The sequence below is a fragment of the Candidatus Hydrogenedentota bacterium genome (assembly GCA_035450225.1).
In the GTDB taxonomy this organism is placed as follows: domain Bacteria; phylum Hydrogenedentota; class Hydrogenedentia; order Hydrogenedentales; family SLHB01; genus DSVR01.
In genome coordinates this window covers 68,854-91,801 of the sequence record DAOTMJ010000010.1, presented here as the reverse complement: position 1 = coordinate 91,801, position 22,948 = coordinate 68,854, and the positions used below count along the sequence as shown (strand labels likewise).

Here is a 22,948-nt window from a genome sequence, read left to right as displayed (position 1 = left end):
TCTGCCTGTCTGCAACTTCGATTTGCAGACTTACAATGCGGCGTTGTAGACATGGAATTCGACGTTGCAGACTTACAATTCGGCGTTGCGCGTCTTCTCGCGCCTATCTCACGCCAAGCCGCGAAGCCGCCAAGGGAGTTCTTCATGGCTTCCCCCTTCGCGTTTTGCCGCTCTTGCGCGCGGTTGCCTTCTTCTTGACCGTCCTTTCGGTTTCCAGCTTTTCCGCCGAGTGGCGCAGGTCGTCCAGGTATCGCCTCTCCGCTTCGGCCTCGGCCGCGAGCCTGCGGCGCTCCGCAAAGGCGTCGTACTGGCCGGTTGCCCAGGCGAGGGCCTGTTCCCGGCTGACGGTTCCCGCGTTTTCCAGTACCGGAAGCTCCGTGTCGCGCAAGAACTTGTCGAGGAAGGTTTCCCAGTCGCGTATGCGAATGTCCTGGCGTCGGTGGGCGCGGAATTCGGCTTGGTCGAGGAACATAACCGTGATGCGGTTGAGCGTGTCAATTTCCTTTGCATCCAGGTAGTTCTTCGCGGTGCTCACGTCGCGTTTGAGCACATGGCCGCCTTTCCAGGCCATGAGGCCCATGTTGGGCTTGGCCGCATCGGCGCGGTCGCGGATGATCTCGGCGGCGGTCATGCCCGCGGCGGCGTAGTGCATCTTATTCTGCATGGCGGCGAAGAACCGCTGGGTCTCATGTTCGTCTTCGACATAGTCGCTGGCCAAGGCGAAGATATCGCGGATGCGCTGGTAGACGCGGGCCTCGCTGGCGCGAATCTCGCGAATGCGGGCAAGCAGTTCGTCGAAGTAGTCCGCCAATCCGCCGCCGCCTTTCAGGCGTTCATCGTCAATGGTGAAGCCCTTGACGAGATACTCGCGCAGATGTTCGGTGGCCCATTGCCGGAATTGCGTGCCCCGGGGCGAGCGCACGCGGTAGCCGACGGCAATGATCATGTCGAGGTTGTAGTACTCGACCATTCGCCTGACGCTGCGTTCACCCTCCTGGCGAACTGTCAAGTATTCCTTGACAGTTGCCTCCGGGGTAAGCTCGCCCTCCTCGTAAATGTTCTTGATATGGAGACTTACGTTTTGCTTCGTGGTCTCGAACAATTCAGCCAGAGCGGCTTGTGCCAGCCAGACGGTCTCGTCTTCCAGCAAAACCCGAATCCGATTCCGGCCGTCTTCGGTCCGGTAAACGACAATCTCCCCGCCCGGTGTTTCGTGTACATTGTTCATTGTGTCACCTGCCGGAGCAGCCGCATGATCTCGTCCTCGGCTCGTTTGAGGTCGGCATCAATCTCTTCGAGGGGACGGGGCGGCGTGTAGCGGTAGAAGTGGCGGTTGAAATTGATCTCATAGCCAATCTTGTCTTTGCTGCGATCCATCCAGGCGTCGGGGACATGTGGCAGCACTTCGCGGCGGAAATAGTCGTCAATGTTTTCCTTGAGCGGGACATTTTCGCAATCGCGGAGAGCCGAGTCGGGTTCGTACCCCTCGCCGCGCTTTCCTTTGAGCACGGGTTCGGCAACGGGATCGGATTGCGTGAATGTATCGCGGAAGAGCTTGTACTCCGGCTTCTTCCATGTGGACTTGCGTTCGTGCAACAGATCGAGGACACTGGCGTGGACGGTATTCCAATCCCTGAGCGGTCCGCGGCCCAGCGCCTTTTCGAGAGCGGCGATATCCCCGCGCAAATGCGGATAGGCCGCGAGGAATCGGGCCTTGGCTTCGGCGGTCATCTCGAACTGCAGCCGCAAAGGCCGCTCGACCGTGACGCGCGTGTACCCGAAATCCGCGTTGTCGAATATCTTCGTGGTCTCGGAAGCTTTGAACCGGCCATACTCTTTGACCGTAATGGCAATTTGGTCCGGTTCGCCGTCCTTGCCTTCGCCGATCTTGCGGCGCTTATCGCCCAGGCTCCGGCGCATGGGGACGTATCGCTCGCGCGCGTCGATCAATTGAATCTTGCCTTTGCGGCGTTTGTCCTTGCGGTTGGTGACGACCCAGATATACGTGCCGATGCCGGTGTTGTAGAACATCTGTTCCGGCAGGGCGATGATGGCTTCCATCCAATCATTCTCGATCACCCATTTACGGATGTCACTCTCTCCGGACCCCGCGCCGCCGGTGAACAGCGGCGAACCATTGAACACGATGGCCAGCCGGGAGCCGTGCTTGTGTTGGTCCGGCAAGACCGGTTCGAACTTGCTGATCATGTGCTGAAGGAACAACAACGCGCCGTCATTGACACGCGGCAGCCCCGCGCCAAACCGTCCGGCGAATCCGAGCTTCTCGTGTTCCCGTTCAATGTCCTTCTGCTGTTTCTTCCAATCCACGCCAAAGGGCGGATTGGCGATGAGGTAATCGAACCGCTGGCCTGCGAACTTGTCGTCGTCGAAGATATCGCCGTACTGAACGTTTTCGCCGCCGCCGTTGTGGTCCACCTGCTTCATGAGCATGTCGGAGGCGGCGGTGGCGTAGGCGCGCTTGTTGTAATCCTGGCCGTAGACATAGAGCCGCGCCGCCGAATGGTGTTCGCGCAGATAGTTTTGCGATTCGGCCAGCATGCCGCCCGTGCCGCATGCCGGGTCGAGCATTTTGCGGACGGTGCCGGGTGTTGCGAGAAGGGCGTCGTCGTTGATGAACAGGACGTTCACCATCAACCGGATGACTTCGCGCGGCGTGAAGTGATCGCCGGCGGTTTCGTTCGCCAATTCATTGAAACGGCGGATGAGGTTCTCGAAGATTAGCCCCATTGCCTCGTTTGGAACGCGATCCGGGTGCAGGTCGACCTCGCAGAACTTCGATACGACGAGGTAGAGGATATTGGCCTCGCGCATCTTCTCGATCTCGTTCGTGAACTCAAAATACTCGAAGATCCGGCGGACATTGGCCGAGAATCCGTTGATGTAGCTGACCAAGTGCTTGTCTATGTTGTCGGGGTCGCCTTTGAGCTTTTCAAAGGTGAGCGGCGAATGGTTATGAAAACGTTGGCCGGAGGCTTTGTTGAGCATTCTATCCAGGGCGTCATCGGTGAGTTTTCCGCCTTTGCGTTTCTCGACTTCGGCCAACACCTTTGCCTTCGTGGGCGCAAGCACGCAATCAAAACGGCGCAAAACGGTCATGGGCAGCATCACGCGTTCGTATTGCGGCGGACGATACGGTCCGCGCAACAGATCGGCGATCTGCCAAATCAAACTTGCATGGTCGTGGTGACCGGACATAGAACAACTCCCTGGCGCATCATGGTTTTTCCCAGAAGGGTGACGCGTTCGCCCAACGGCGGACTTCTTATCGTAATTCGCATTCTCAGACAACGTACTCATAATAGGGATTTAGCCTGGCTTTCAGCAAGTTTTGGCGTTTGTCGTGATGTAGACCCATGCCGCCACCGATGCGTTGCCGCGAAAGACCGGCGTTAGCACACGCCTGTAGAGGCTCGGTCCATCGGGATGGTATCCCTCAAGGTGGTCCAACCGAGGGAGCCGTTCCGCAGGGTCATCGAAGGTCATCAGTTCCCCGCGAATAAGCCCCCAACCGCGTCGCGTGCGGCCTTTGGCGCGCGGGTCGTAGGGTTGGGCCATTTTCGGCTCAAAGCGCGCCTGTGTGGCGGCGTCCGCAAGCGAATCGGCGGTGCCGTGGGCGAGGATGGACTCCGCGGGCACTTCGAGAGCAGGGTATGCGCCGAGGTCGTAGAGGCGCCCCCAAACGGTGGCCGGTTGGATGTCGATGGCGTTGCGGCAGAAACGGTCGTGGTTCGGAAAGCCGCGCTTTAAGGTTCCGTAGACGAACAGGGTTATGACTGGGCCGGGGCTGTCATTGCGGTTTGTGTTCTTCCTCGGGGTTTCCTTGGGATTCATGCGGGTACTCTCCGGGTACTTTCTGTTGCTTCGATGGAACTGCGGCGGCGTTCTTGGGCGACAAAGTCCACCGCGTGGAAGTCGGGATGGAAGATGTCCTCGCGGTGGAAACAAGCGAGGGTCATTGACGGCAGGGCGAAGTCTCTCCATCCGCGCAAATCGCCGAGGACGGCATCCAGGAAGCGGCCCTCAGAGGCATAGGCGATGACACGCAGCCCGCGATGTGCGCGCAGAACCAGCGGGCGGTTGCCGTGGAGAACGTAGGCGGTCTCCGGAGTACACAGGGAGGCAAAGACGGCGCTCAATTGGCCCCGTGCGGGGCGCAGGGCATCGGTAAACCGGGGCACCTCCAGGGTTCCGATGTCGGCGAACTTGTCGGCCAGGCGCAGGACCAATTCGCTGTCGACCTCGGCGTGGCGATAGAGCCGGTGTCGGCGGAACAGCCTGCTTGCGTTGTAGATGGTGCCGTTGAACGTGCCGAGCCAGTCGGCGGCGCGCAGGGGATGGTTGTTGGCGTTGTTGGCCTCGTCGCCGCACGTCCGGTGCCGCGTGTGCCCGAGAATGAGCGTGGTGCGGCCCGCGAAGCGTCCGTGGCTGCCTTCGACAGTGCCCAGAGCATCCGCGTAGCCCGGCTGGGCCAGAAGTTGTGTCGCCGGCATGGGCCGCTTGAAGAGTCGGTATTCACCGTCCTGGTCGACCACCGCCACGCCGCTGGCGTGCCGCCCCCGGACTTCACTGCGCATCAACAGGCCGGAGAAGAGTGTCTTGAGGACGGCGATTTCGGCATCGCTCCGCCGTTTCTTCCCGAGAATCAGTCCCGCTTGTCCGCACATGCTGCGATGCCTTTCTCGTCCGGCGCGAAACCGCGGAAGATGCCCGCGGAGTATTCGCGGTGATGCGTGCGGACCCATGCCGCCGTCCTGTCCATCCCCATAGCCTCGGCGATCCGCGCCACGGCGGGCCAGTCCAGCATGTTGCTGCGTCCATCGCGGCGGATGGCTTCGAGGTCGTCGAGCACCTGCGCTGGGATGACGACCGGTCCCGGATCTTCGAGCGTCATGCTCACTTCGGCATGGGCCACCTTGTCCGCGACGAACTCGACAAGGCCGTGCGTGGCCAGGGCGCTCAGGAAATCGGCGGCGCGCTGTTCCGCGTTACCGCCGCGCACGGGCGGCTTCTCCGGGAGCCGGGCCAACAGATCTTCCATATACTCGTCCGGCGTCTGCTGAGCCGTGAAGGGCGTTTGCGCGCACATCTGCTCGACGAGCGCAAGGCAATCCGGCCCCTCGATAAACTGGCCGGTCTCCGGGACCGGCCGCCCCTCCTTGTCCGTGGCGCGAATGATCATCTTCATCGGTGTCCCTCCGTTCAGCATGCGGTCGCATGCGGTTGGGTTTCTGTTTCCAGTGCGGTCTGCGGCCGGCCCTTCTTGAAGGCCGCGTCACCCGGCATGTTCGCCAGCAGGTGCTTACGCACCGCCTTGAACTCTTCGCCGATGAGATTCAGGCGAAGCAGGAAGACGCGGAAGTCATACTTGGCGCTCGCCGGATCGAAGGCTCGCTTATGGCTCGACGCCGCGCGTCCGTTCAGGGCCTTGGCGGCGAGCGCGAGGCAGAGCGTGATGTACGCGCGCACCTTGCCGGCGTGGAGCGTGGCCTCGAACCAGCGGAACTCGACCGTGCCGCGGTACCAGACGTTGTGCAGGTTCACGCCGTGGTAGCGGGTCGAGCAGTAATGCTGCGGTTGCGTGTTGTGGTAGCCGTACCAGATGCGATTGAGTTCGTCTTTGGTCTTGGGCCGCTGGCGTTCGACGTTGCGAATGAACTCGTCGCTGATTGGGCGTGTATAGCGGTTGAGGCGTTCCTGGCTGATGCCCAAGGCGTGCAGGATGAGCGGCTCCTGTTTGTACACGATCTTGGCGAGGTTGCCGAGGCGGCGTCCATCGAAGGGCGCGGCGTCGATGTGGACGTGCATGCCGCATTGCGTGCTTACGCGCGCGCCGCAGCGGTGGATGGCGCGGACGACTTCCTGGAGCTGCGTGATGTCTTCGTAACCGAGGACCGGGGTCACGACCTCGGCGCGCAGGTGGAAGGGCACATGACTGAGCGAGGCGTCGGCGACTACCTTCCACCGCCGCCCGTGCAGATCCACGACCTCCCAAGGGTCGTAACAGTTGGGCTGGCCGACGTATTGCACCGTGCCGCCGACCACCGAGTGGATGGCCCGGGCGACTTGTTCCCGTGTCCGTTTGACCGTCTCAATCTCGACCCCGAACCGTATCTCGCGCATGTCCATGTCCGCTGTGTTCCTTCCTGCGTTCCGGCTTCAACTCGTGGGCGGCTGTTCCCGCCTTCCTATGCCAATGAACGCTTGGTTCGGGGCTGGAAGTCAAGAGAAAGAACACGAGAAGAAAAAGCGCAACACATTGGCGCAGAATGACTTATGGATACCCGGCATAACCTACGGACACGCCGGGACTTGCGTGCTTCGTGCCCTGCCGGGGCATGACCGCCAAAGGGCCAGAAGTCTTCCGGACAACCCTCGATATCTCCGCTTGGCTGTGCAGCTTTGGCGCGCGGTGTTCGCTATTGCCCCACGGCCGAAACGTCACCTGACCGCAGTTCCCGGTTGAGAAGAACCGTGCGTTGCTCCTCTTCCCGGATGCGGGCCAGCAATGAAGCGCATGCCTCTGCGTCCTCCTCTGGCAGGTCGAATGCCTGTTCAAGGCGGACGAGGCGTTTATGCAGCAGTTCGACCACCTCGGTGAAGTGATCGCGCACCAAGGCTTCGCGCTTCTCTTTTGGAGTCGGGATGTACTCGGTCATGCCACCGCGCCGTTTCACGAGCATGGGGTGTTCCTCCTTCGTTGGACCGCGTGCTGGATTTCCTGGAAGCATTCGCGGCAAAGGTAATCGTTGTCCCGGCGGTAGCGTGTGCCGCCGGGCGGCTGGACCGCTTCACAATGATCGCAGCGCCAGCCGCCGCACTTGAGCACGATCTTCTCCAGCCGCAGATAGTCGGCTTGAAGGGCTTCTACAGCCCGACGCAGCACCGAGGCGGCGCTGGGCCGCCCCGGTGTCTCGTCCGGCGATTGTTTCAGGTCGCGGATCATCCTTAGCTCAGGGTCGCCCCCAGCGTGTGGATGCGCGGGTAGATCAGCGGCGTGCCGGTCATGGCCGCCTTGTAGCGGACACGGTTGCCGGTGTTGTTTGTGAAGGTCCGCATGAGTGTGTACTCGGTCCACTCCTCCGTGATGGGCCGGGTGACATCGATAGTCATGGCCTCCCAGGTGACGCCGCCGTTGTTGCTGCAGAGCCACTGGATGGTCGTTCCGCTCGGGATATCCATCTGCGCATAGACCTTGGTCGAGGCGACGCCCTGAGCCAGTTCGTTCTCACGGGTGACGTATACCCCGGCAGTGCCGTTCAAGTACCCGACGAGGTTCACATCCCGGAAACTGAGCACGGGCGAATCATTGTCCGCGTTCGACGCCAGACGCACCCGCACCAGCACCTGCGTCGCGAGGTTCGGCAGGCGTTCCTCCTCGGCGGGCACAAGGGCGTCCCAACTCGTTCCGCCATTCATCGAATACTCCCACAACATGGCGCAGCCCTCGGGGATGGTGCTGTACTCGTCGATGTTGAAGGCGGCAAACTGAACGCCCGTAATCGGCATGAACCTGACCACGCCGTCGAGATCGAACTTCCGGCCATAGACCTTCATGGTGAGGCTCGTGTCTGGCAGCGGCGTCCACGCCTCGGCGTTGGCGCTCTCGAACAACGCCCCCTCGGTGTAGTCGAGGCGCGTGATGAGCCCATCCTGGCCCATCTGGCCGAGCTGGGCGACGCGCACCTCGTAGAGCGGGCTTTCGCTGCCGATGACCAGCGCGTACCGCTTTCCCGCCTCCGCATAGAACGGATCGTCGAAGTCGATGCGCGTCTCGGTGTTGTAGACGATATCGCCGGGCGCGACGCTCTTCTCCGCGTAGACCGTCCCGTTCGGCACACCGTTGGTGATCCCGCGTACCTGGACGTTCACCGGCTGGAAGGCGTCCTTGCTCGTGAAGAAGAGGCCGATACCGCTGACGACCTGGTTCCATTCGAAGCGGAAGGTCTGCGCCAGCGGGTCGACACGCGTCGGCCACGTGCGGATCTTCCAGAGGATCGTGGTGACGATCTTGCGGATGATGCGCATGAGCGCGGTCTCGCCCGGAGACGCGGCAAGCTGGCTGCCCTCGCCGTCCTCATCGCCGCTGGCGACCCGCAGTATGCGGGAGATGTCCAGCGGCGCGTTGATCTCCATGCCGACCTTGGCTTCATAGACGCCATCGCTCATCAGCACGATGCGCGTACCGTCCCGCACGTCCGCGGGAATCGTGAACATGGCGGTCAGCGCGCCGGAACTGTCCGCGGTAAGGCCGGAGAGAACCAGTTCCCCATCGCAATGAACCGAGACATTCGCCGCGTTCGGCGTGAAATGCATCCCGCGCACATGGACGTCTGTAAAGCCCCTGCGGCCCGTATTTGGGGAAATCTCGATACGCGCGCGGGGCTTCTCGAAAAGCGCGTGCGGGTTGATGTTCTTCGAACCCGACCACTGGGTTTGGTTGATGAGCAGCGTTTCCGTGGAAGGCAGCATGGCCAGCCCCTCGCTGAACGTGGCCTGGCTGTTGCCGTAATCCACGGCGAGGACGTTCGGGGTGGCGGTGCGGTCCGGCGCCACGAAACGGTATACCGGATCGATGCGCGCGCTCCACTGGGGGTGATACCGGTCGGACTGGGCATCGTTGGAGAAGTCGTCCGAGTAAATGCCTTTCTTCGTCTGGGCGTCGCGATTCTGCAAGTCGTTGTTCATCTGGTACTGGGCGTCGTTGTACTTGAGCGCCTCGACATCCCGGATGATGGCATGAATCTGGTCCATCGTGATGCGGGTGAGCCGGAAGTTCCGCACGACCAGGGCCGTCGAATTGGGCGGACACTCGACGCTGCACAGCCCCAGCGCCCCGTCGGGCAGGATGGGTAGCTTGGGATTATCTGCGGGCGCGCCTTCGAGCCGCTTGATCTCCGAGATCGTCGCATAGATGATGTCGCGCCGGCCAAGGTAGTAGTTGTAGTCCACGCTGCAGTTCGAACCACTGATGGGCTGATCGCCCAGATTCGTGCGCCCGAAATTGATCAGGTCCGTGTCTCCCGGCGCAATTGCGAAGGCGGACATGTCCAGCGTCGTTGGAGACGACTGCGGCGGCACGGAGGACGTGGTGGTTTCCACGCCGTCATCCACATAGCTGATGGCCTCCGGCCCCAACTGGATGAGACGGACAAAATTCGTGCGGCTGCCGGGATTCGTGGCGCGATAGACCCGGTAACCCTGCGCGCCCGCGACAGGCAGCCACGTCAGCAGATTGAGCCCGCGCGCCGCCGTCGTGATCGAGACGACACTGCCTGCCTCGAAGATCGTCTCCCCCGTGGCGTCGAAGGCCGTGACGACATAGTGATAGGTCCCCGACGCGGGATGGCCCGCTACGCCAAACCAGCCGCCGTCGACGTAGTCCGTGTTCTTGACCATCTGCTTCGTGTACGTCCAGCGGACGGAATAGGTGGTGCCGATGGCAGGTGCGTTCCCGGTGCCGAGCCAATCCACGCTGTTTCCGGACTGCTGCCAGTCCACGCCTTCCTGGTAGATGGTGGCGCCCTGGCTCACCTCGATGATGTCCACGACGGGATTCGGGGTCAGCAGGTCCTCGCCGCCCGCCACGGAACCGCGCGTGACGTTCGCGGTGATCTCGACGATGGCCTCGACCTGGGTCGTGGCCTGGAGCGGACCGTTGTTGAGCGGATAGCGCCGCTGGCTCGAATTGAAGGTCTTCTGTTCGCCGCGCACCGCCTTCACCGCGACGGATTTGGGGACGTGGGTGGTATTGGGCCACTCCCTGTGGAAACGGAATCCCCGGATATACGCGCGCCCGGCATTCGTGATGACCTCTACGTCGTTTCCGTCCACACCGCCGAGGAAACTGTTGAATCCCTCGACGAGATAGCTGCCCGCCTGGTCATAGGTGCGCTCGGCGAGGTTCTGCAGAAGGGACTGGAGTCCTTCGGCGGCCGCGAAGGCGAGGTGGTCTTCCGTGATCGAGCCAACAGTGATGCGCTCGCCCGGCAGCATGCCCTGCAACGCTTCCAGGGGCAGATTCAGCCGCTGCTCGCGCACGGGCATGAACACGCCTGTCGCGCGGTCGAAGAAGAGGACCGGCACGACCTTGCGCTCGGTGACGTTGTTCGGCAGGGCGCTGCCCGAGGTGTCCGTGGCCTTGTAGCTGAGCACCCATTTCTCGCGTTCGGCGGTGGGTTCGCCCGTGGCCGGATTGATGAGGGCCGTATCCTGCGTGTGGTCGATGTTGTACTTGAGCAACTCGATGTAGACCACGTCCACGCCGGTGGTCTTGCTCGGGTCATAGGTCAGCGTCGCGCCTGGAACCATTTCGAGGGTGCCGTCGACATAGACCGCGCCTCCTTCCATGGTCACGATATTGCCGCTGACCGGTTGCGGCGTGTCGCCCATGTAGAAGCCGTCGCCGATAAGCAGGTCCCACATCTTCTTGTGCTCGATGTGGGCGATATCCTGCTGCTCGTTCAGTTCCGAATCGAGCAGGTCGCGGTCCTGGTGATAGCGGACGCGTTTGTAGTTCTTCGCGGGGTCAAAGGTGTTTCTGGAAATTGTCATGGGGCGCTTCTCCTATATCTTGATGATGCCAACCAGCTCGACGCGGGTGTCGTTCACCTTGTTGAAATCCGGTATGTTCTTCACTTCGTAAAGGTAGCCTGGGTGCAATACTTCGCCCATGGGGTTCGTATCGGGATGATGGACGCCGTTCAGGGCGTAGGCGCCGGAGACCCCTTCGACGTAGGCGACATCGCCGCCGAAGAAGCCGTACTCGCGGATGGTGATGCCGTTGGCCTCCTCCTCGTCGAAACGGAAGAAGACGCCGATGATGTTCGTCTCGTCGCCCGTCTCGATATAGTGGACGCCATTCACGATGAGCGTGCCTTCCGCGTGTTCCTTCAAGAAGGTCCGCTTGTACCAGCGTTTCCGAGCGCGCTCGTTCTTGAGCCGCGTCTGGCCGATATCCGGCTGCGGCGGGTTCATCGGGTCGGTGAAGGTTTCGTCACCGTCGCCGATGGCGCAGTGCGTCAGGCCCTCCATCGCCTGCCCCAGCAGCAGTTTCGCGGTCAGTACGCGGCCGCTGTTCACAATCAATCCAAGTGCCATGTGTTCAGGTCCTCCTTATGGGCCGGTGCGCCAGACGAAGTCGCGCCGGGCGCGGTGCAATCCGGCCTGGTTGAGCGCCATGCGTCCCAGGCGCAAAGGGTGGTGCCGTTCCACGGACAGCCGCAGGGCCGTCCGGTTCAATTCGTTGTGGTTGAGCGCCAGGGGTTCGACGCGGCGGCGGCGCGGCAGGCCCGTGTCCACGCGCAATTCGAATGCGGCCGCCACGGACCCGGGCGCGGCGTCGCTCAGCGCCCCGGTATTGAGGGCCGTGCCGTTCAGGGTGAATGCCGGGGCATTGGCGCGCCAGCGTTCGACCACGTCCCATGCCTCCTCGACCTCGGCCCAGGTATCCGTCAGGAAGCATTGGGTGAAAGCGTTGTCCGCCTTCCAGAAACCGTTCAGGCGCTCCCATGCGCCCAGCCGGGTATGTCCGAGCCGGAACCCCTCGCGCAGGTCCGTCTCATGCAGAAAGGACAGCATCCGCGTCATGCCGCGCGCCTCCGGGGCGAGCGGCGGGGTTTCCGCGCGGAAATCCTGTTGGTGGAATCGCCACCGGAAAGGCTTGCGCGATTCGCGGAACCCGGCCTCGTTGAGCGGAGCGTGGCCGAGGCGCATAGGCCGGGTGCGCGCGACGCAGAGGTGGAGTCCGGTATGGTTCAGGGGCCGCCGCTGGTTCAGGCGGAGATTGTCCGGCCGCAGACGCCGGGGTGCGCCGGTATCCACGTCGAGTTCGAAGGACGCCACATCCTCGTTGATAGCGCTGTTCGTGAGTAGGCCGTGGTTGAGCCGCTTTCCGTTCAGACGGAAACGCGCGCCATACATGCGCCAGCGCTGGACCAGATCGTGGGCTTCGGTCGCCTCGGCGGCCCATTCCGTATCCACCATGAGCGTGGCAATCCACATGCCCGCCTTGAACGCGCCGTTGAGCCGGTCCGGACCGCCCAGGCGCGACCGGTTCGGACGCAGGAAGTAGCCGAGCCGCACGCTGCTCAGACGGGATACGTCCACGCGCTCTCCCGCGCAGGCCGGGGCCAGGAGCGGCGTTTCGCCATAGCAGTCCTTTTGCCGGAAGCGAATCCGGCAGGGCACGTTGGCATGATTGAGGACGGAAGCGCCGATGGGTGTCTCGTTGAGGCGCGCCGTGGGGCGTGGAATGGCAGGTTGCCGCCGGGCCTCGATCTCGCAGCAGACGGCAAACTTCCGCTCGCTTTCCCAGGTGTTCGCGAGCATGCGGGTATTGAGCGCCTTCCGATTCAGACGCATGCGGTCGCCGCGCCCGTGCCACGACATGAAACACGTCGCGGCGTAGTCGAAATCGCTCAAGAGCGTCGTGGCGGAACTGTGGACCAGGAAACTCCACATCTTCCGCTTGTAGGTCAGGTGAAAGCATGCATTGAGTTCGGACCGGTTGAGTTGGAAGGTCTCGTCGGGGTCCGCGAAAAGAATCCGGCGGACAAAGAGCTTTTCCAAGCCGGTCAAATCACTCGTGGCCTCGTAATACGCGAGCAGCCATTGCCAGAACCACGCGCGCGTACCGGCGGGATGATGGAACTTCAGCGCGTCGCGAACGCCGGGGGTCAGGGTTTCCGAACGGATACGATACGCGCCGAGGCTGTGGATGAATCCGGGGAGTTTGGCGCGGTTCAGGATGGGGCGGCTGTTGAGACGTAGTGCGTCGCGGTACGTCTCCTCGATCATGCCTTCCCAGCCCAGGTCCGCCAGCGAGCGATGGATGGCGGGGATAGTGCTTTTCCGCTGGTAGAGCGGCACGGCTTCCTTGATGATGTTCCGTTGCGTGTCTGGCGCGATGCTCCCGTCATAGGGTCTGCCGACGATATGGGCGAGGTACGGAAGGTAGCGTGGTTCGCACCGGTCCACGTTGAAGATGGCGGGAAACCGCTCGATGAGTTCCTTCAATTCATCCAGACTTGCGGCGGGAACCTTGAGAAACGACGCCAGATCGCCGGTCTCGTCCTCGATGGCGTACAGGGGCGCCAGAAGGTCGAAGAGCTTCTTCTCGAAGTACGGCGCCATCACGTAGCCCTCCGCAACCGGAGTTGCACCTGGCCAAGGGTTGGGATTTCGCCGCAATTGAGAATCACGTCATCCGCCGGGGTATGCAGATGGACATGGCTCACCCCGCGAATGCCGTCCAGGAGTGCGACCACGTCGGAGAAGTGGATGTCCTGATCGAAGTCCACGTTCTCGAAGGCGAAGAAATCCGCGAGTCCCTGCTCGATACGCCCGCGCACCGTGTCCTCGGACTCGCCCGCCCAGAGGTAGACGTCCGCGTCGATGTCGATGGCGTGGTATGCCGGGTCGTAGAGTTCGAATTCGACCGTGATGACCTTCCGCGCTTCGAGGAAGGCGGTGAGTTCCTGCTTGAGCAGCGGCGAGGCGATGCCGCCGCCTTCGGGCGCGACGGCGATATGGACGTTGTAATAGCGGATGCCCGCGCAATCGTTCGTATCCAGAACGCGGGCCTTGGCCACGCCGGGGAAGCCCACGGCGAGGGTCTGGTAATCCTCCTTGGTCACAGCCTTCCAGAGCGTGCGCAGTTCGGCGGGCGCCTGGGCGCGGGCGAAGTCGATGGATTCCCGGCTGGCTCCGCCCGTCGCGGGAATCGTATTGGTCACCGTGAGATGCACCGGAACGCCGTCGAGCGTCACCGGTGAGAGAATATCGCGGATCAGATCCGGCGCAAGGTTGCCGTCCGCGCCGAGCGTTTCCAGCCAGGAGACCTCGATGTTCGTCCCGGTGGCCGGCGCGCTGCCGTGACGGCTATCGCCGAAACGAATGGCCGAGACATCCAGCCCGTCCGTCTCCACAATGAAATGCACGCTCTCCGCGCCGCTTTCCTGGAATTGAAGCACTTCCGTCCATTCGACGCCGCTGGTGACTACCCGTACACTGCCCTGGGCAATGTTCCTGCCGGTAAGTTCGAGGCGTTGCCAGAGCGTACCCGTGCCGGTGAAGGTCTGGCCCTTGCGTATGCCTTGCCGCGCGGATACGTCGACGTATAGCGCGCCGTGGGGCAATACACCGTCCGCCGCCGTCTCGAAATCCGCATGGCCGTCGTCGAGCAAGGCACGGCACACGGTTCCCATGGGAATGAGCAGATCCTTGGCGAGCGGCGCGGCGAGGGAGAAACGGAGCGTGGTCGCCGCGGCGACGGGGCCGTCGAGCCGGTAGCCGATGAGTTTGCACAGGTTGATGACGTTCTGCCGCTGCCGTGCCGTGGGCAGGAATGCCTCGGCGGCCTGAGCGTCGAGGTAGTAGGCGAGCATGTCGCCCACGCCGCAGAAGAGTTCCAGCAGCACGACGCCGAGGTCCGATGCGTTGAAGTCCGTCCAGCGGTCCGTCAATTGCGGAACGCGGGCGAGCAGTTCGCGCCGAAGGGATTCGTAATCCTTGTTCGTATAGGAGACGCTTGCCCGGCCCATCACGCGCCTCCCAGTTCACGGAAGAAGGGATATACCAGGTTCCCCTCGACCTGCGTCTCGATGACGCGATAGGCGATATGCACCAGCAACGCGTTCCGGTCGGCAGTTGCGGGCGACTCGTCGAAGGAGACGTGCGTGACCGTGACGCGCTTTTCCCAGCGGCGAATGGCGTCGATGACGTGGTGGCGGACAAGCCCCTTCAATATGGTGTCGTTCTGTTCGAACACCAGGTCCTTCAGGCGCGAGCCAAACTCCGGGTTCATGAACCGTTCGCCGGGGCGCGTGCCGAGAATCTGGAGAATGCTCTCGTGGATATGCGCGTGCTCGAGCGAGGTCGCCGTCGAAATGCGCGCCCCGCCGGAACGCCGGTGAAACTGGAACGGGAACTTCAATCCCTTGCCGAGGAAATCGAACGTCATGCGTCATTCCTCCGGCATTCCCCCGCGCAGAGGGGACGCGTGTCCTGCGCATCGACCGGCGGCGCGGGTTCAGGGAAGCGGATGACGAGGTCAAGACCATTCGGGGTGGCGAGCCGGATGGTTCCATCGAGTTCGATGACGCCACGATGCCCGCTCTCCAGGGTAGCGAAGTTCTTGATGCTTCCCGGTAGGATGTTCACATCGACCTGTTCGCCGAAGGCCTCGATGCGGGGATAGCTCAGAAGGACCGTCGTGCCCGCCAGATGGAAAAGGGTCGCCGTCCGGTCGTGATGATTGACGCTGAGTACCGCCGCCTCCGAGAAAGGCGCCAGGAAACGGCCGTCGGCCACCTGTTCGGGTGTGATATCCACCGGCAGGCCAGAGATCATGGCGGCCTCGTGCGTGACGCGCACCGCCGCCGGGTTGATCCGCAGCGTCGTGCCGTTCGGCAACGTCACGTCCCGGCCATGCGCCGGAGCCAGGGGTTGCGCCGCGCCGTCCGCTCCAATGAAGGCCATCGTCCCATCCGCGCTCACGCGGATCATGTCGCCGTTGGCCAAGCTCAAGAGCCGTCCGCCATCGGGCAGGTCGCGCGCCGTCGCGCCTTCCGGCAACGATTCGAAGGGATACGGGTCTACTGGCGCTGGTTCCTCGGGCGGGGGGTTGACATTCTGCAGATAGGCCGCGACCTGCTGCTGGTTCGCCGCAATGGCCGCCTCAGCCTGGGTGCGAATAGCTTCGGACGCCTGGTGGCTGGCCTCGAAGGTGTTCTTCATGGCGGTCAGGGTCGCGCCGATGGCCTGCAACTTGTCCTCCAACCACTGCGGGAGGGGCTGCTGGCTGGTCTGGATGCTTGTCTGCAATGCCGCGAGTTCTTCCCGAATCTGTTCCAGGCTCGCCCGCAATTGGGTCGAGAAGGTTTCCGCTTCGCTGGAGAGACAGGCCGTGAGTCCGTTGGTGGAGGTCTGCAACGCACCCAGTTGTTGTGCGAGCGTTTGCCGCAACGAGGTGTGGACGGTTTCGAGGGAGGTGCGCACCAGTCCCAACGCCGTCTGGACGTTGTCCACGCTCGTGCGCACTTGGCCCAGGACCATTTGGATATTGTCCATGGTGGTACGCATCTGCCCCAGCGCCGTGTTAATTCCGGCGAGGGCGGTTTCCAGCCCCGCGATGCGTGTCGCGAGCGTGTCCAGTTTCGGGCCGACGGCGTTCTGGAAGGCCGTCAATGCCTGGGTGTTGGCGTTTATCTTGTCGCGCACTTCGCCCAGAACCCCGGCAACGGCCTCGAATTCCAGGTGATGCCCGGCGCGGCTGGAGGTGTCCATCAATACGGCCATTACGCAATCCCCACGGCGGTTTTGAGCAGGTCCACGCAGGCGCGGGTCTCGCCGATATCGATGTCATAGGGCGGGGTGCCAATCATCTCGGCCAGGCCGCGCCGCCATGTCCGGCGTCCCGGCACGGTGCCATAGGCCGTCCCGTCGCCCATGGCCGCTTCGAGCAGGTTGTTCGCGCCGTCGGGCGCGAAATCATAGGTTGTTCCAGTGCCGTCAGGGATGGCGCGGGTGTTCACGATGCGCTCCACGGCCTGGCGCATGTCGCGAAGGTAAAGTGGCACGAAGGGCTGATTGTCGATGGCGTTCAGGGCGGGTACGTTCACACCGCCGTCGGGAGCGCCCAGCGATTGCCGCTGGCCGTCCTTCGTATAGCGGTACCACGTGCTCTGCGTGATGACGATCTGCGTCACCATGCTCACAATCATCGCAACGATGTCCTCGGTCGAGGGCGCGATGAGATAGAGTCCGCCCGTGCCGTTCGCGAGCGCCATATAGCTGGCTTCGCAGAGCGGCCACATGTTGGCGTTCGAGCAGATGATGCAGGCGATGATGGAAGCCGCATTGAGTTCGCCGATGACGGCGGTCAATTCCTCGGTGGCATTCGCATTGTGCTGCGTGCCGACGCGCCATTGCGCCGCGCTCTCGTCGCCGATGGTGAGAATCATCCTGCGCGCGTCGGCGGCCCACGTGGTGCCCGTGATGCCAAGACGCAGCGCGTTGATGTACCACTCGCCGGAGCCGTCCGCGGCGGGAAAGCCATTCATAGCGGTCTGGAAGGCGGCTTGGTCTCGCGTAGGCTGGCAACGGATCAGCGCGCGCCGCGCATACGAGGCGTTGTTCGTGTCGCCGTCCACGCCCTGCTGCATCACGCCAATGCGGATGTTGTCATGCGTGCCGATGATTTGGGTGAAGAGCGCGCTTACCTGGGCGCGCACGGCATCGATGGTGGACTGCATCGAGCCGGAAATATCGATGATGATCATCACGTCGAGATGCGAGATGGTCTGTTCGAGTACATGCTCGATGGCGTTGATCTCGCGCATCAGCGTGACGACGTGCCGCCCGGCGCAGCGTTGTCCGACGTATGGATTCCTCGCCATTACGATTCCCCCCAGGGCAGCCATACGGCCTGCGGTTCCTCGGGCGCGACGACCTCGACTTGGATGTGGCGTATGGTGGTCTGGCCCTGCAGATTGAGGTCATAGGCGGTGATCATGGCCGCGCCGACGACCGTTCCAAGGGATACGGTGCCGTTCGCGTCCACGGAAGCGATGCTGTAGTCCGTCGATATAAAGATCGGCACGCCCACCAGCGTCCCGGAAATGGTGAGTGGCACCGTCCGGTTCGACGTGGACTTCGAGATCTTGATGTGTTTTGGGAACACATCCCAGTAACGAACATCGCTCATGATTCCGCCTTCATCCGTTGAGGGTATTGGGGCTGCCCGCCACGATGACCGCGCCGCAGCCCGTCGAATCGCCCACGCGGGCGATAGGTTTGCCTTCCACCAGGGTCTTGCCGCTGCCCGTGACGATGGGGGTGACGCCGTGGCCGGGCAATGGGCACACGTGCATATCGCCCATGCGGGCCACGAGGATGCCGTTTGCCAGGGTCCGGCTCGCGGACGAGATGATGACGCCCCCGTGATTGCTCGGGTCGCCCAGCCGCGCCACGGGCTTGCTCATGGCCGCACCTTCATCATGAGATTGATAAGGAAGCCGATGAGCCCGCCCACGGTTCCGCCGATGGCCAGCGCGAAACCGGCAATCTTCCACATGGTTTCCGTGCCGAGTTTCTCGCCGACCCGGCTGTGCAGCCGGTTGATTTCGTCGGTGTGGCGGTGCAGTTCCTCGTGGATGCCGCGCACCAGCACGTCCACGTTCTCCTTGTCCGATTTCTTTTCTATCTCCCGCTCGATTTTCTCGAGCCGGTCCTGAATCTCCCGGCGGTGGTTCTCCAGGATGTTGCGGAACTCTTGGCGCCAGGCGTCGAAGGTTCGCGCGAGGAATTCCTCGTGGCAGGCGATACCGCCGGGTTGGGATTGGTCTGTCATCCGTGATTGCTTCCTATGGGTTGATGAGCACCAGGGCCGCGGACCGAACCAGGACATTGCCGGACGCGCCGTCGAGCAGCACGTTGCTGCCCGCCCGGTCCGTCAAGCCGATCCGGGTGGACGCGGCGTCCATCAGAATCTGCTGACCGCTCTTGTCGACCGCCGAGATGCGTTCTTGTCCCGGCGCGGCGTTCATGAGAATCACCTGACCGGCCTTGTCTGTAAGCTGCACCTTTTCCGCGCCTTGCGTGGAATCGATGAGGATTTCCTGCCGCCCGTTGAGGCCCCAGAGATGTACCTTCTCGCGATTCTTCGTGGTGTCCATGAGCAGCTTCTGCCAGCGTGACCGCTGCGCATCGCAGGATTGGACATGGACCTTCTCCTGGTCCTTCCAAGCCTCCAGGCGCAGGAACTGGCGGCACACGTCGGTAATCTCGACGCGGGCCTTGCGGTCCACGATGTCCGAGTCGATGCTGAGCTGGTCGCCCTTCTCCGCATCCTTGGTGGCGCGCCGGCGTCCATTCCCCGTCTGCACCGCCCCCTTGACGCGGCCCTCCATGTGGAAGGTCTGGCCAGCGCGGTCGACGATCTTGAGACACTCCTTCTCGTCGCTGTCATCGGCGAGGAGGGTGTGGCCAGTTTCCGTCTTGAACAACACCTTGAGTCGCGGACAGTAATACGGCGGATGGCCGTGATACTTCGTGTGCTCGCGGTGGTCGTGGGCGTTGCTCTGGCGTTCGTTCTTGTCCTCACAATCCAGGCACGCGCAGTCGGAACATTCGCGCTTCGACTCCTCGGGCTGTTCGCCGGGGTTGCTCTTGGCCAGCCACGCGCCGGTCCAGATCGGGTGTTGCACCTGGCCGCCCTCAAACTCCGCCCAGACCGACGCGCCCGCCTCGGGCACATAGAACATGCCGGTATCCTGATTGCCGCCGTACGGGAAACATGCATAGGCCCATTCAGACCAGTTGTCGCGGCCCGAACCGAGTACGGCCGGGATTTCCAGACGCACACGGCCCAGCCGTTCCGGGTCGTTGTTGTCCCGGACGAAAGCGCGGTACTTGCCGAACCATCGGTTTCTGTACCGTTCCTCGGTCTGGCGGTCGCGGAAATCCAACATGATGCGCCTCGTGTCCTACTTGTTGCGGATGACGCCGCGCAGAAGTTCGCGGACGAGACGGGCCGCCGGGGGCGCGGGCGTTTTCTTCGGGTCGGCCTTGGCCACCGCATGCTGCAGCGCATCCTTCACCGGCGCCGCCAGCTTGGACTCCTGCGCCGCGACGCCGTTCTTCACGAAGTTCGCGCCGAGCCGCTCGATGACGCCGATGACGGCATCCAGCGCGTCGGCCTTCGCACGGCCCCACGCGGTGAGTTTGACGATGGCGAGCACCGTCATGATGAGCGTGACAAAGAGTTCCTTGTTGTCCAGGATGGTTCGGTAGAAGGTTTCAAGCTGTTCCATTATCGTTTCCTCCGTTGTGGTTCATGGCTTCTTCGAAAGACACATAGTTCCCGCCGAGACGGCCCCAGCGGGCCTTGCTGCCGCGCACGTCGACATGGATGAAGTTGTCCTCGGGGTAGACGCCGATGCCGCCGTCGCGAAAGGCTGGAATGAGTTCGGCGAGTTCCGCGAATCGTTGCGGGGTGAGTCCCTTCGGACACAGCAGGTCCGCCGCGGTCCCGAGGCAATGCTGGCTGTCCAGCGAACCGCTCACCGCCTTGTTGTGCGTGCGGCAGCGGAAACCGCTGGTGATCACGAGCGGCGCGGCGACGCGGTCGCGGAGTTCCTGCAGGGCGTGGACAAGCTCCGGCTGAACCGGCGCGCTGTGGTTGCAGCAGTTCGCGCCCTTGCAGGCGAACTCGCTTCGGCTGAAGTTCTTGGTCAGATCTCCCATGATGGTTTTCTCCTGGTTGAGGTCAATTGATGCGCTCGCCGCTGTTGGCGTCGATGGTCACCATCTCCGCGCGAGGCACGGCGGCGTCCGCGCCCGGCTGTGGTTCTTTTTCGTTGGCGGAACCCTTGGTCTCGCCGGCCTTGTCGCCCGCGCCTTTGCCCAAGGCGTTCTTTTTGAGTTTGAGTTCGCAGGAATAGCCGTGCCCGTCAATCTTGTGTTGTACGGAATGGCAGTAATAGACGCCGGAGAACTTGCGGCCCACGCCCGTGACTTCGATGTTCTGCTTGGCGCGCAACGAGGGGATGCCGATGGTCTTGGCCGTGGCTTCGACCTGGCGCATCTCCGCATCCTTGAATTTGCCCTCGGCAGTGTCCTGCGCGGGTTCGTGCCGGGGTTCCTGGTCGAAGGCCTCGGACCGTTCGAAGGAAGGGACTATCTCGCCCGATTCCTGTTCTTTGTACCGGCCCTCGCCGGTGTTGCCGTCCACGAGATAGGTCTTGTGCCCCAGCGAGCAGCGCTCGGGCGTGGAGTCGTTGTCCGCGGTGTGCTCGACGCATTCCTTTCTGCGCGGGTCTATCCCGACGGCTTTGGTCGCGACGCCCGCGCCCTTGGCGCCCTGGGACTGGGTCGAGGGATTGAAGGAACGGAGCAGGCCTTTCCGGTCCGTAAAGTATTCGAGGGTGATCGCCGGGGCGGATTCCAGGTTGCGCGGATGGAAGTGCAGTTCGTCGTCCTGTACAAAGAAGACATAGCCGGTCACGCCGTCGCCATCCTTGGCGCGCGCCTTGGGCGCAAGTTCCTGAAGGAACTGAGCGTCGGAGATATTGCTCTGTGCGACGCGCAGATGCCGGTCGCGCGTGGGCGTTACGACAGGGCGCAACCCGTTGGCCGATGCGATCTCCTCGGCGATCTCCGAATAGGCGATGCCCGGTGCGGGTTTCTGCCAGACCTTCTGGTTCTGTTTGCCCGCGAGCTTGAAGCCCTTGTCGAAGGCCTTGATGCGGATGGTGGGCGCGCCCCTGTGCGGGAAGTCGTAGTCGATGTCCTTAATGACGGCCTTCTTGCGGGGCGACAGGTTGCCCACGTATCCGAAGCGCGCGGCGATTTCGTTGCCTTCCTGGAAGAGCGGATCGTCCACGAACTGGAGATTCCGGTTGGAAACGCACAGCTCGAGTTCGTCCATCTCCTCCTCGTTGTCCGTGAAGGAAAAGGCCTCGATTTCCTGTGTGATGTCCTTCGAGAGGGATTGCCCCTCGATCTCGATCAAGAAGGTCGGTTTGAAGGTGTCCAGGTCCATCGGTGTCTCCGGCGGCGCGCCAAGCGCCCACGGAGATTACTTACCGGAAGAAAGGGGAAACTGTCGGGTGGATCGCGGGGAGACGATAATGCCGAGGAAAGAACCAACCAGACAATAAAGCTCAATTTGCACGATAAAATAGGGCGTCTTATCGTGCAGGATTTACTTTATTGTCAGGGAGATCGTGAAAACACCAGTTAACGGTCTGGGGTCTCTCATCGTGTCTCTCAGCGTTGCATTCTCAGGTTCAAAAAGGAGATCATGCATCCCGTCGGGCATGAATCCTGTCGACGCACGTTGCCTCTCGAACTCCTTAGCAACCACGTAACAAGTCGTGGCGAGAAACATGAAGATAGGCACGCCCGGTTGGACGAAGTGGAGTGAAACACATGGAAAAGAGCCAAGACAAAGCCACGCCGAGCATAGACCGTGAGGCCTTCAAAAAGGATTTGGAGTGGGTTGCGGAAGACAATGGAGTCCCATTTGGTCGTCTCGAAAGATACTGGCAAGCCGAGTCCCAGTATGTCCACGAGTTCCGATACAAACAGGGTGGGCCGCTCATGCTTACACGGTCCTGCCGAAGCTTCTACCTCGAAACGGTCGAATACTTTAATCTTGCAGTACCCGCGTTGCCAAAGGATACGGAGCTTACCTTCTACACCCGGTTCGTCCCAAAGCTCCTGAGTTGTTTCCACCAGTTTTGTAGTGCCGAGTTGCTCGCGACCCACGGATATCCACTTCAGGCCTTCGCCCAGCTTCGAAACATATTCGATCATCTTCTCTTGATTGCCGGGGCCATGCACGGCCTATCGGACTTCTTCAAGCTGGAAGGATACGAGATCGACAAGCCGTACGATATGAATGAAGCGAGGAAACTACGTCTGAAGGAAGAAAAAGCCGTCCGCGAACAGATGATAGGCAAAAAGAGCGGGCTTTCCGAGAACACCTTACATAATCTGAAGCTGTGGAATGACCTTTTCGATCTGGAGGTACACGGTTCCAAGTTTTCACTCGGTACAGCGATGGGGTGGATTCAAGGTAACGAGCCACTTCCCGTCTATCCAGAGTACAATGCGATGACTTCGACCATGTTTGCTAATCGGGTCTGTGAAATCGCCTGGATTGCGCACCGTGTTTTACCCCTCTTGCAGCACTCTGCCATGATGTTCCCCGCGGAGTGGGAAAAGAAGTGGAAAATGCTGGACTTCTGGTTTGAGGAGATGATCAGGTTTCTCGCGGCACAGCAAGATATCAAATTAGGGACGGCTATCCTGGAGTTAGTCCTGGCGAAATTCCCGTTCTCGGCGAAATCGCGTTATCCTCTCGAAGGGAAAACAATTGCCCAATGCTCAAATCAAGTAGGTGAACGCAACGATTAGGGTATTC

Annotated in this window: 23 protein-coding genes; 1 reads left to right on the top strand and 22 read right to left on the bottom strand. The window is 62.0% G+C overall.

All coding sequences use genetic code 11. The features are described 5' to 3' along the window. Positions 1 to 142 precede the first annotated feature (142 nt). The 22 genes from P5540_08135 to P5540_08030 form a co-directional block, all read right to left on the bottom strand. Positions 143 to 1,228, bottom strand: a complete 1,086-nt coding sequence (locus tag P5540_08135; GenBank protein HRT64785.1) for a virulence RhuM family protein — start codon at positions 1,226 to 1,228, stop codon at positions 143 to 145. Continuing rightward, positions 1,225 to 3,216, bottom strand: a complete 1,992-nt coding sequence (locus tag P5540_08130; GenBank protein HRT64784.1) for a class I SAM-dependent DNA methyltransferase — start codon at positions 3,214 to 3,216, stop codon at positions 1,225 to 1,227. The genes P5540_08135 and P5540_08130 overlap by 4 nt, the downstream gene beginning before the upstream one ends. Before the next feature lie 123 nt (positions 3,217 to 3,339). Next, complete coding sequence (locus tag P5540_08125; protein HRT64783.1) at positions 3,340 to 3,852, bottom strand: gamma-glutamylcyclotransferase; 513 nt, start codon at positions 3,850 to 3,852, stop codon at positions 3,340 to 3,342. Beyond that, a complete protein-coding gene (locus P5540_08120) occupies positions 3,849 to 4,685 on the bottom strand; it encodes a glucosamine 6-phosphate synthetase (GenBank protein ID HRT64782.1) in 837 nt (278 codons plus the stop codon). The genes P5540_08125 and P5540_08120 overlap by 4 nt, the downstream gene beginning before the upstream one ends. Further along, positions 4,664 to 5,206: a DUF5049 domain-containing protein gene (locus tag P5540_08115; GenBank protein HRT64781.1), complete on the bottom strand. Its 543-nt coding sequence runs from the start codon at positions 5,204 to 5,206 to the stop codon at positions 4,664 to 4,666. Before P5540_08115 ends, P5540_08120 begins: the two co-directional genes overlap by 22 nt. A gap of 14 nt (positions 5,207 to 5,220) precedes the next feature. Beyond that, complete coding sequence (locus P5540_08110; protein ID HRT64780.1) at positions 5,221 to 6,147, bottom strand: amidoligase family protein; 927 nt, start codon at positions 6,145 to 6,147, stop codon at positions 5,221 to 5,223. A 290-nt stretch (positions 6,148 to 6,437) separates the two neighbouring features. Then, on the bottom strand, positions 6,438 to 6,701 hold the full coding sequence (locus P5540_08105; GenBank protein HRT64779.1) for a VrlD: 264 nt from the start codon (positions 6,699 to 6,701) through the stop codon (positions 6,438 to 6,440). Then, the gene (locus P5540_08100; GenBank protein ID HRT64778.1) at positions 6,692 to 6,964 is read right to left on the bottom strand and encodes a hypothetical protein; all 273 of its coding nucleotides are present in this window, start codon (positions 6,962 to 6,964) and stop codon (positions 6,692 to 6,694) included. The genes P5540_08105 and P5540_08100 overlap by 10 nt, the downstream gene beginning before the upstream one ends. Before the next feature lie 2 nt (positions 6,965 to 6,966). Then, the gene (locus P5540_08095; protein HRT64777.1) at positions 6,967 to 10,572 is read right to left on the bottom strand and encodes a DUF4815 domain-containing protein; all 3,606 of its coding nucleotides are present in this window, start codon (positions 10,570 to 10,572) and stop codon (positions 6,967 to 6,969) included. A gap of 12 nt (positions 10,573 to 10,584) precedes the next feature. Beyond that, positions 10,585 to 11,118: a hypothetical protein gene (locus tag P5540_08090; GenBank protein ID HRT64776.1), complete on the bottom strand. Its 534-nt coding sequence runs from the start codon at positions 11,116 to 11,118 to the stop codon at positions 10,585 to 10,587. Between the two features lie 15 nt (positions 11,119 to 11,133). After that, entirely contained in the window at positions 11,134 to 13,152 is a 2,019-nt protein-coding gene (locus P5540_08085; GenBank protein ID HRT64775.1) for a phage tail protein, read from the bottom strand. Beyond that, entirely contained in the window at positions 13,152 to 14,561 is a 1,410-nt protein-coding gene (locus P5540_08080) for a baseplate J/gp47 family protein (protein ID HRT64774.1), read from the bottom strand. Before P5540_08080 ends, P5540_08085 begins: the two co-directional genes overlap by 1 nt. Further along, entirely contained in the window at positions 14,561 to 14,980 is a 420-nt protein-coding gene (locus P5540_08075) for a GPW/gp25 family protein (protein ID HRT64773.1), read from the bottom strand. The genes P5540_08080 and P5540_08075 overlap by 1 nt, the downstream gene beginning before the upstream one ends. After that, positions 14,977 to 16,317: a hypothetical protein gene (locus tag P5540_08070; protein HRT64772.1), complete on the bottom strand. Its 1,341-nt coding sequence runs from the start codon at positions 16,315 to 16,317 to the stop codon at positions 14,977 to 14,979. The genes P5540_08075 and P5540_08070 overlap by 4 nt, the downstream gene beginning before the upstream one ends. After that, the gene (locus P5540_08065) at positions 16,317 to 17,417 is read right to left on the bottom strand and encodes a VWA domain-containing protein (GenBank protein ID HRT64771.1); all 1,101 of its coding nucleotides are present in this window, start codon (positions 17,415 to 17,417) and stop codon (positions 16,317 to 16,319) included. Before P5540_08065 ends, P5540_08070 begins: the two co-directional genes overlap by 1 nt. Next, positions 17,417 to 17,725: a hypothetical protein gene (locus P5540_08060; protein ID HRT64770.1), complete on the bottom strand. Its 309-nt coding sequence runs from the start codon at positions 17,723 to 17,725 to the stop codon at positions 17,417 to 17,419. Before P5540_08060 ends, P5540_08065 begins: the two co-directional genes overlap by 1 nt. Positions 17,726 to 17,735: 10 nt before the next feature. Continuing rightward, positions 17,736 to 18,002 carry a PAAR domain-containing protein gene (locus P5540_08055; GenBank protein HRT64769.1) on the bottom strand — a complete coding sequence of 89 codons (267 nt, stop codon included), beginning with the start codon at positions 18,000 to 18,002 and terminating at the stop codon, positions 17,736 to 17,738. After that, positions 17,999 to 18,370, bottom strand: a complete 372-nt coding sequence (locus P5540_08050) for a hypothetical protein (GenBank protein HRT64768.1) — start codon at positions 18,368 to 18,370, stop codon at positions 17,999 to 18,001. Before P5540_08050 ends, P5540_08055 begins: the two co-directional genes overlap by 4 nt. Before the next feature lie 13 nt (positions 18,371 to 18,383). Continuing rightward, positions 18,384 to 19,490: a phage baseplate assembly protein V gene (locus tag P5540_08045; GenBank protein HRT64767.1), complete on the bottom strand. Its 1,107-nt coding sequence runs from the start codon at positions 19,488 to 19,490 to the stop codon at positions 18,384 to 18,386. A gap of 15 nt (positions 19,491 to 19,505) precedes the next feature. Further along, positions 19,506 to 19,832: a hypothetical protein gene (locus tag P5540_08040; protein HRT64766.1), complete on the bottom strand. Its 327-nt coding sequence runs from the start codon at positions 19,830 to 19,832 to the stop codon at positions 19,506 to 19,508. Beyond that, positions 19,819 to 20,265: a D-Ala-D-Ala carboxypeptidase family metallohydrolase gene (locus P5540_08035; protein ID HRT64765.1), complete on the bottom strand. Its 447-nt coding sequence runs from the start codon at positions 20,263 to 20,265 to the stop codon at positions 19,819 to 19,821. Before P5540_08035 ends, P5540_08040 begins: the two co-directional genes overlap by 14 nt. Positions 20,266 to 20,287: 22 nt before the next feature. After that, positions 20,288 to 21,562, bottom strand: a complete 1,275-nt coding sequence (locus tag P5540_08030) for a hypothetical protein (GenBank protein ID HRT64764.1) — start codon at positions 21,560 to 21,562, stop codon at positions 20,288 to 20,290. A gap of 389 nt (positions 21,563 to 21,951) precedes the next feature. On the opposite strand from P5540_08030, the gene P5540_08025 reads away from it, so the two are divergent. Further along, positions 21,952 to 22,941: a hypothetical protein gene (locus P5540_08025; protein ID HRT64763.1), complete on the top strand. Its 990-nt coding sequence runs from the start codon at positions 21,952 to 21,954 to the stop codon at positions 22,939 to 22,941. The last annotated feature ends 7 nt before the right edge of the window (positions 22,942 to 22,948 follow it).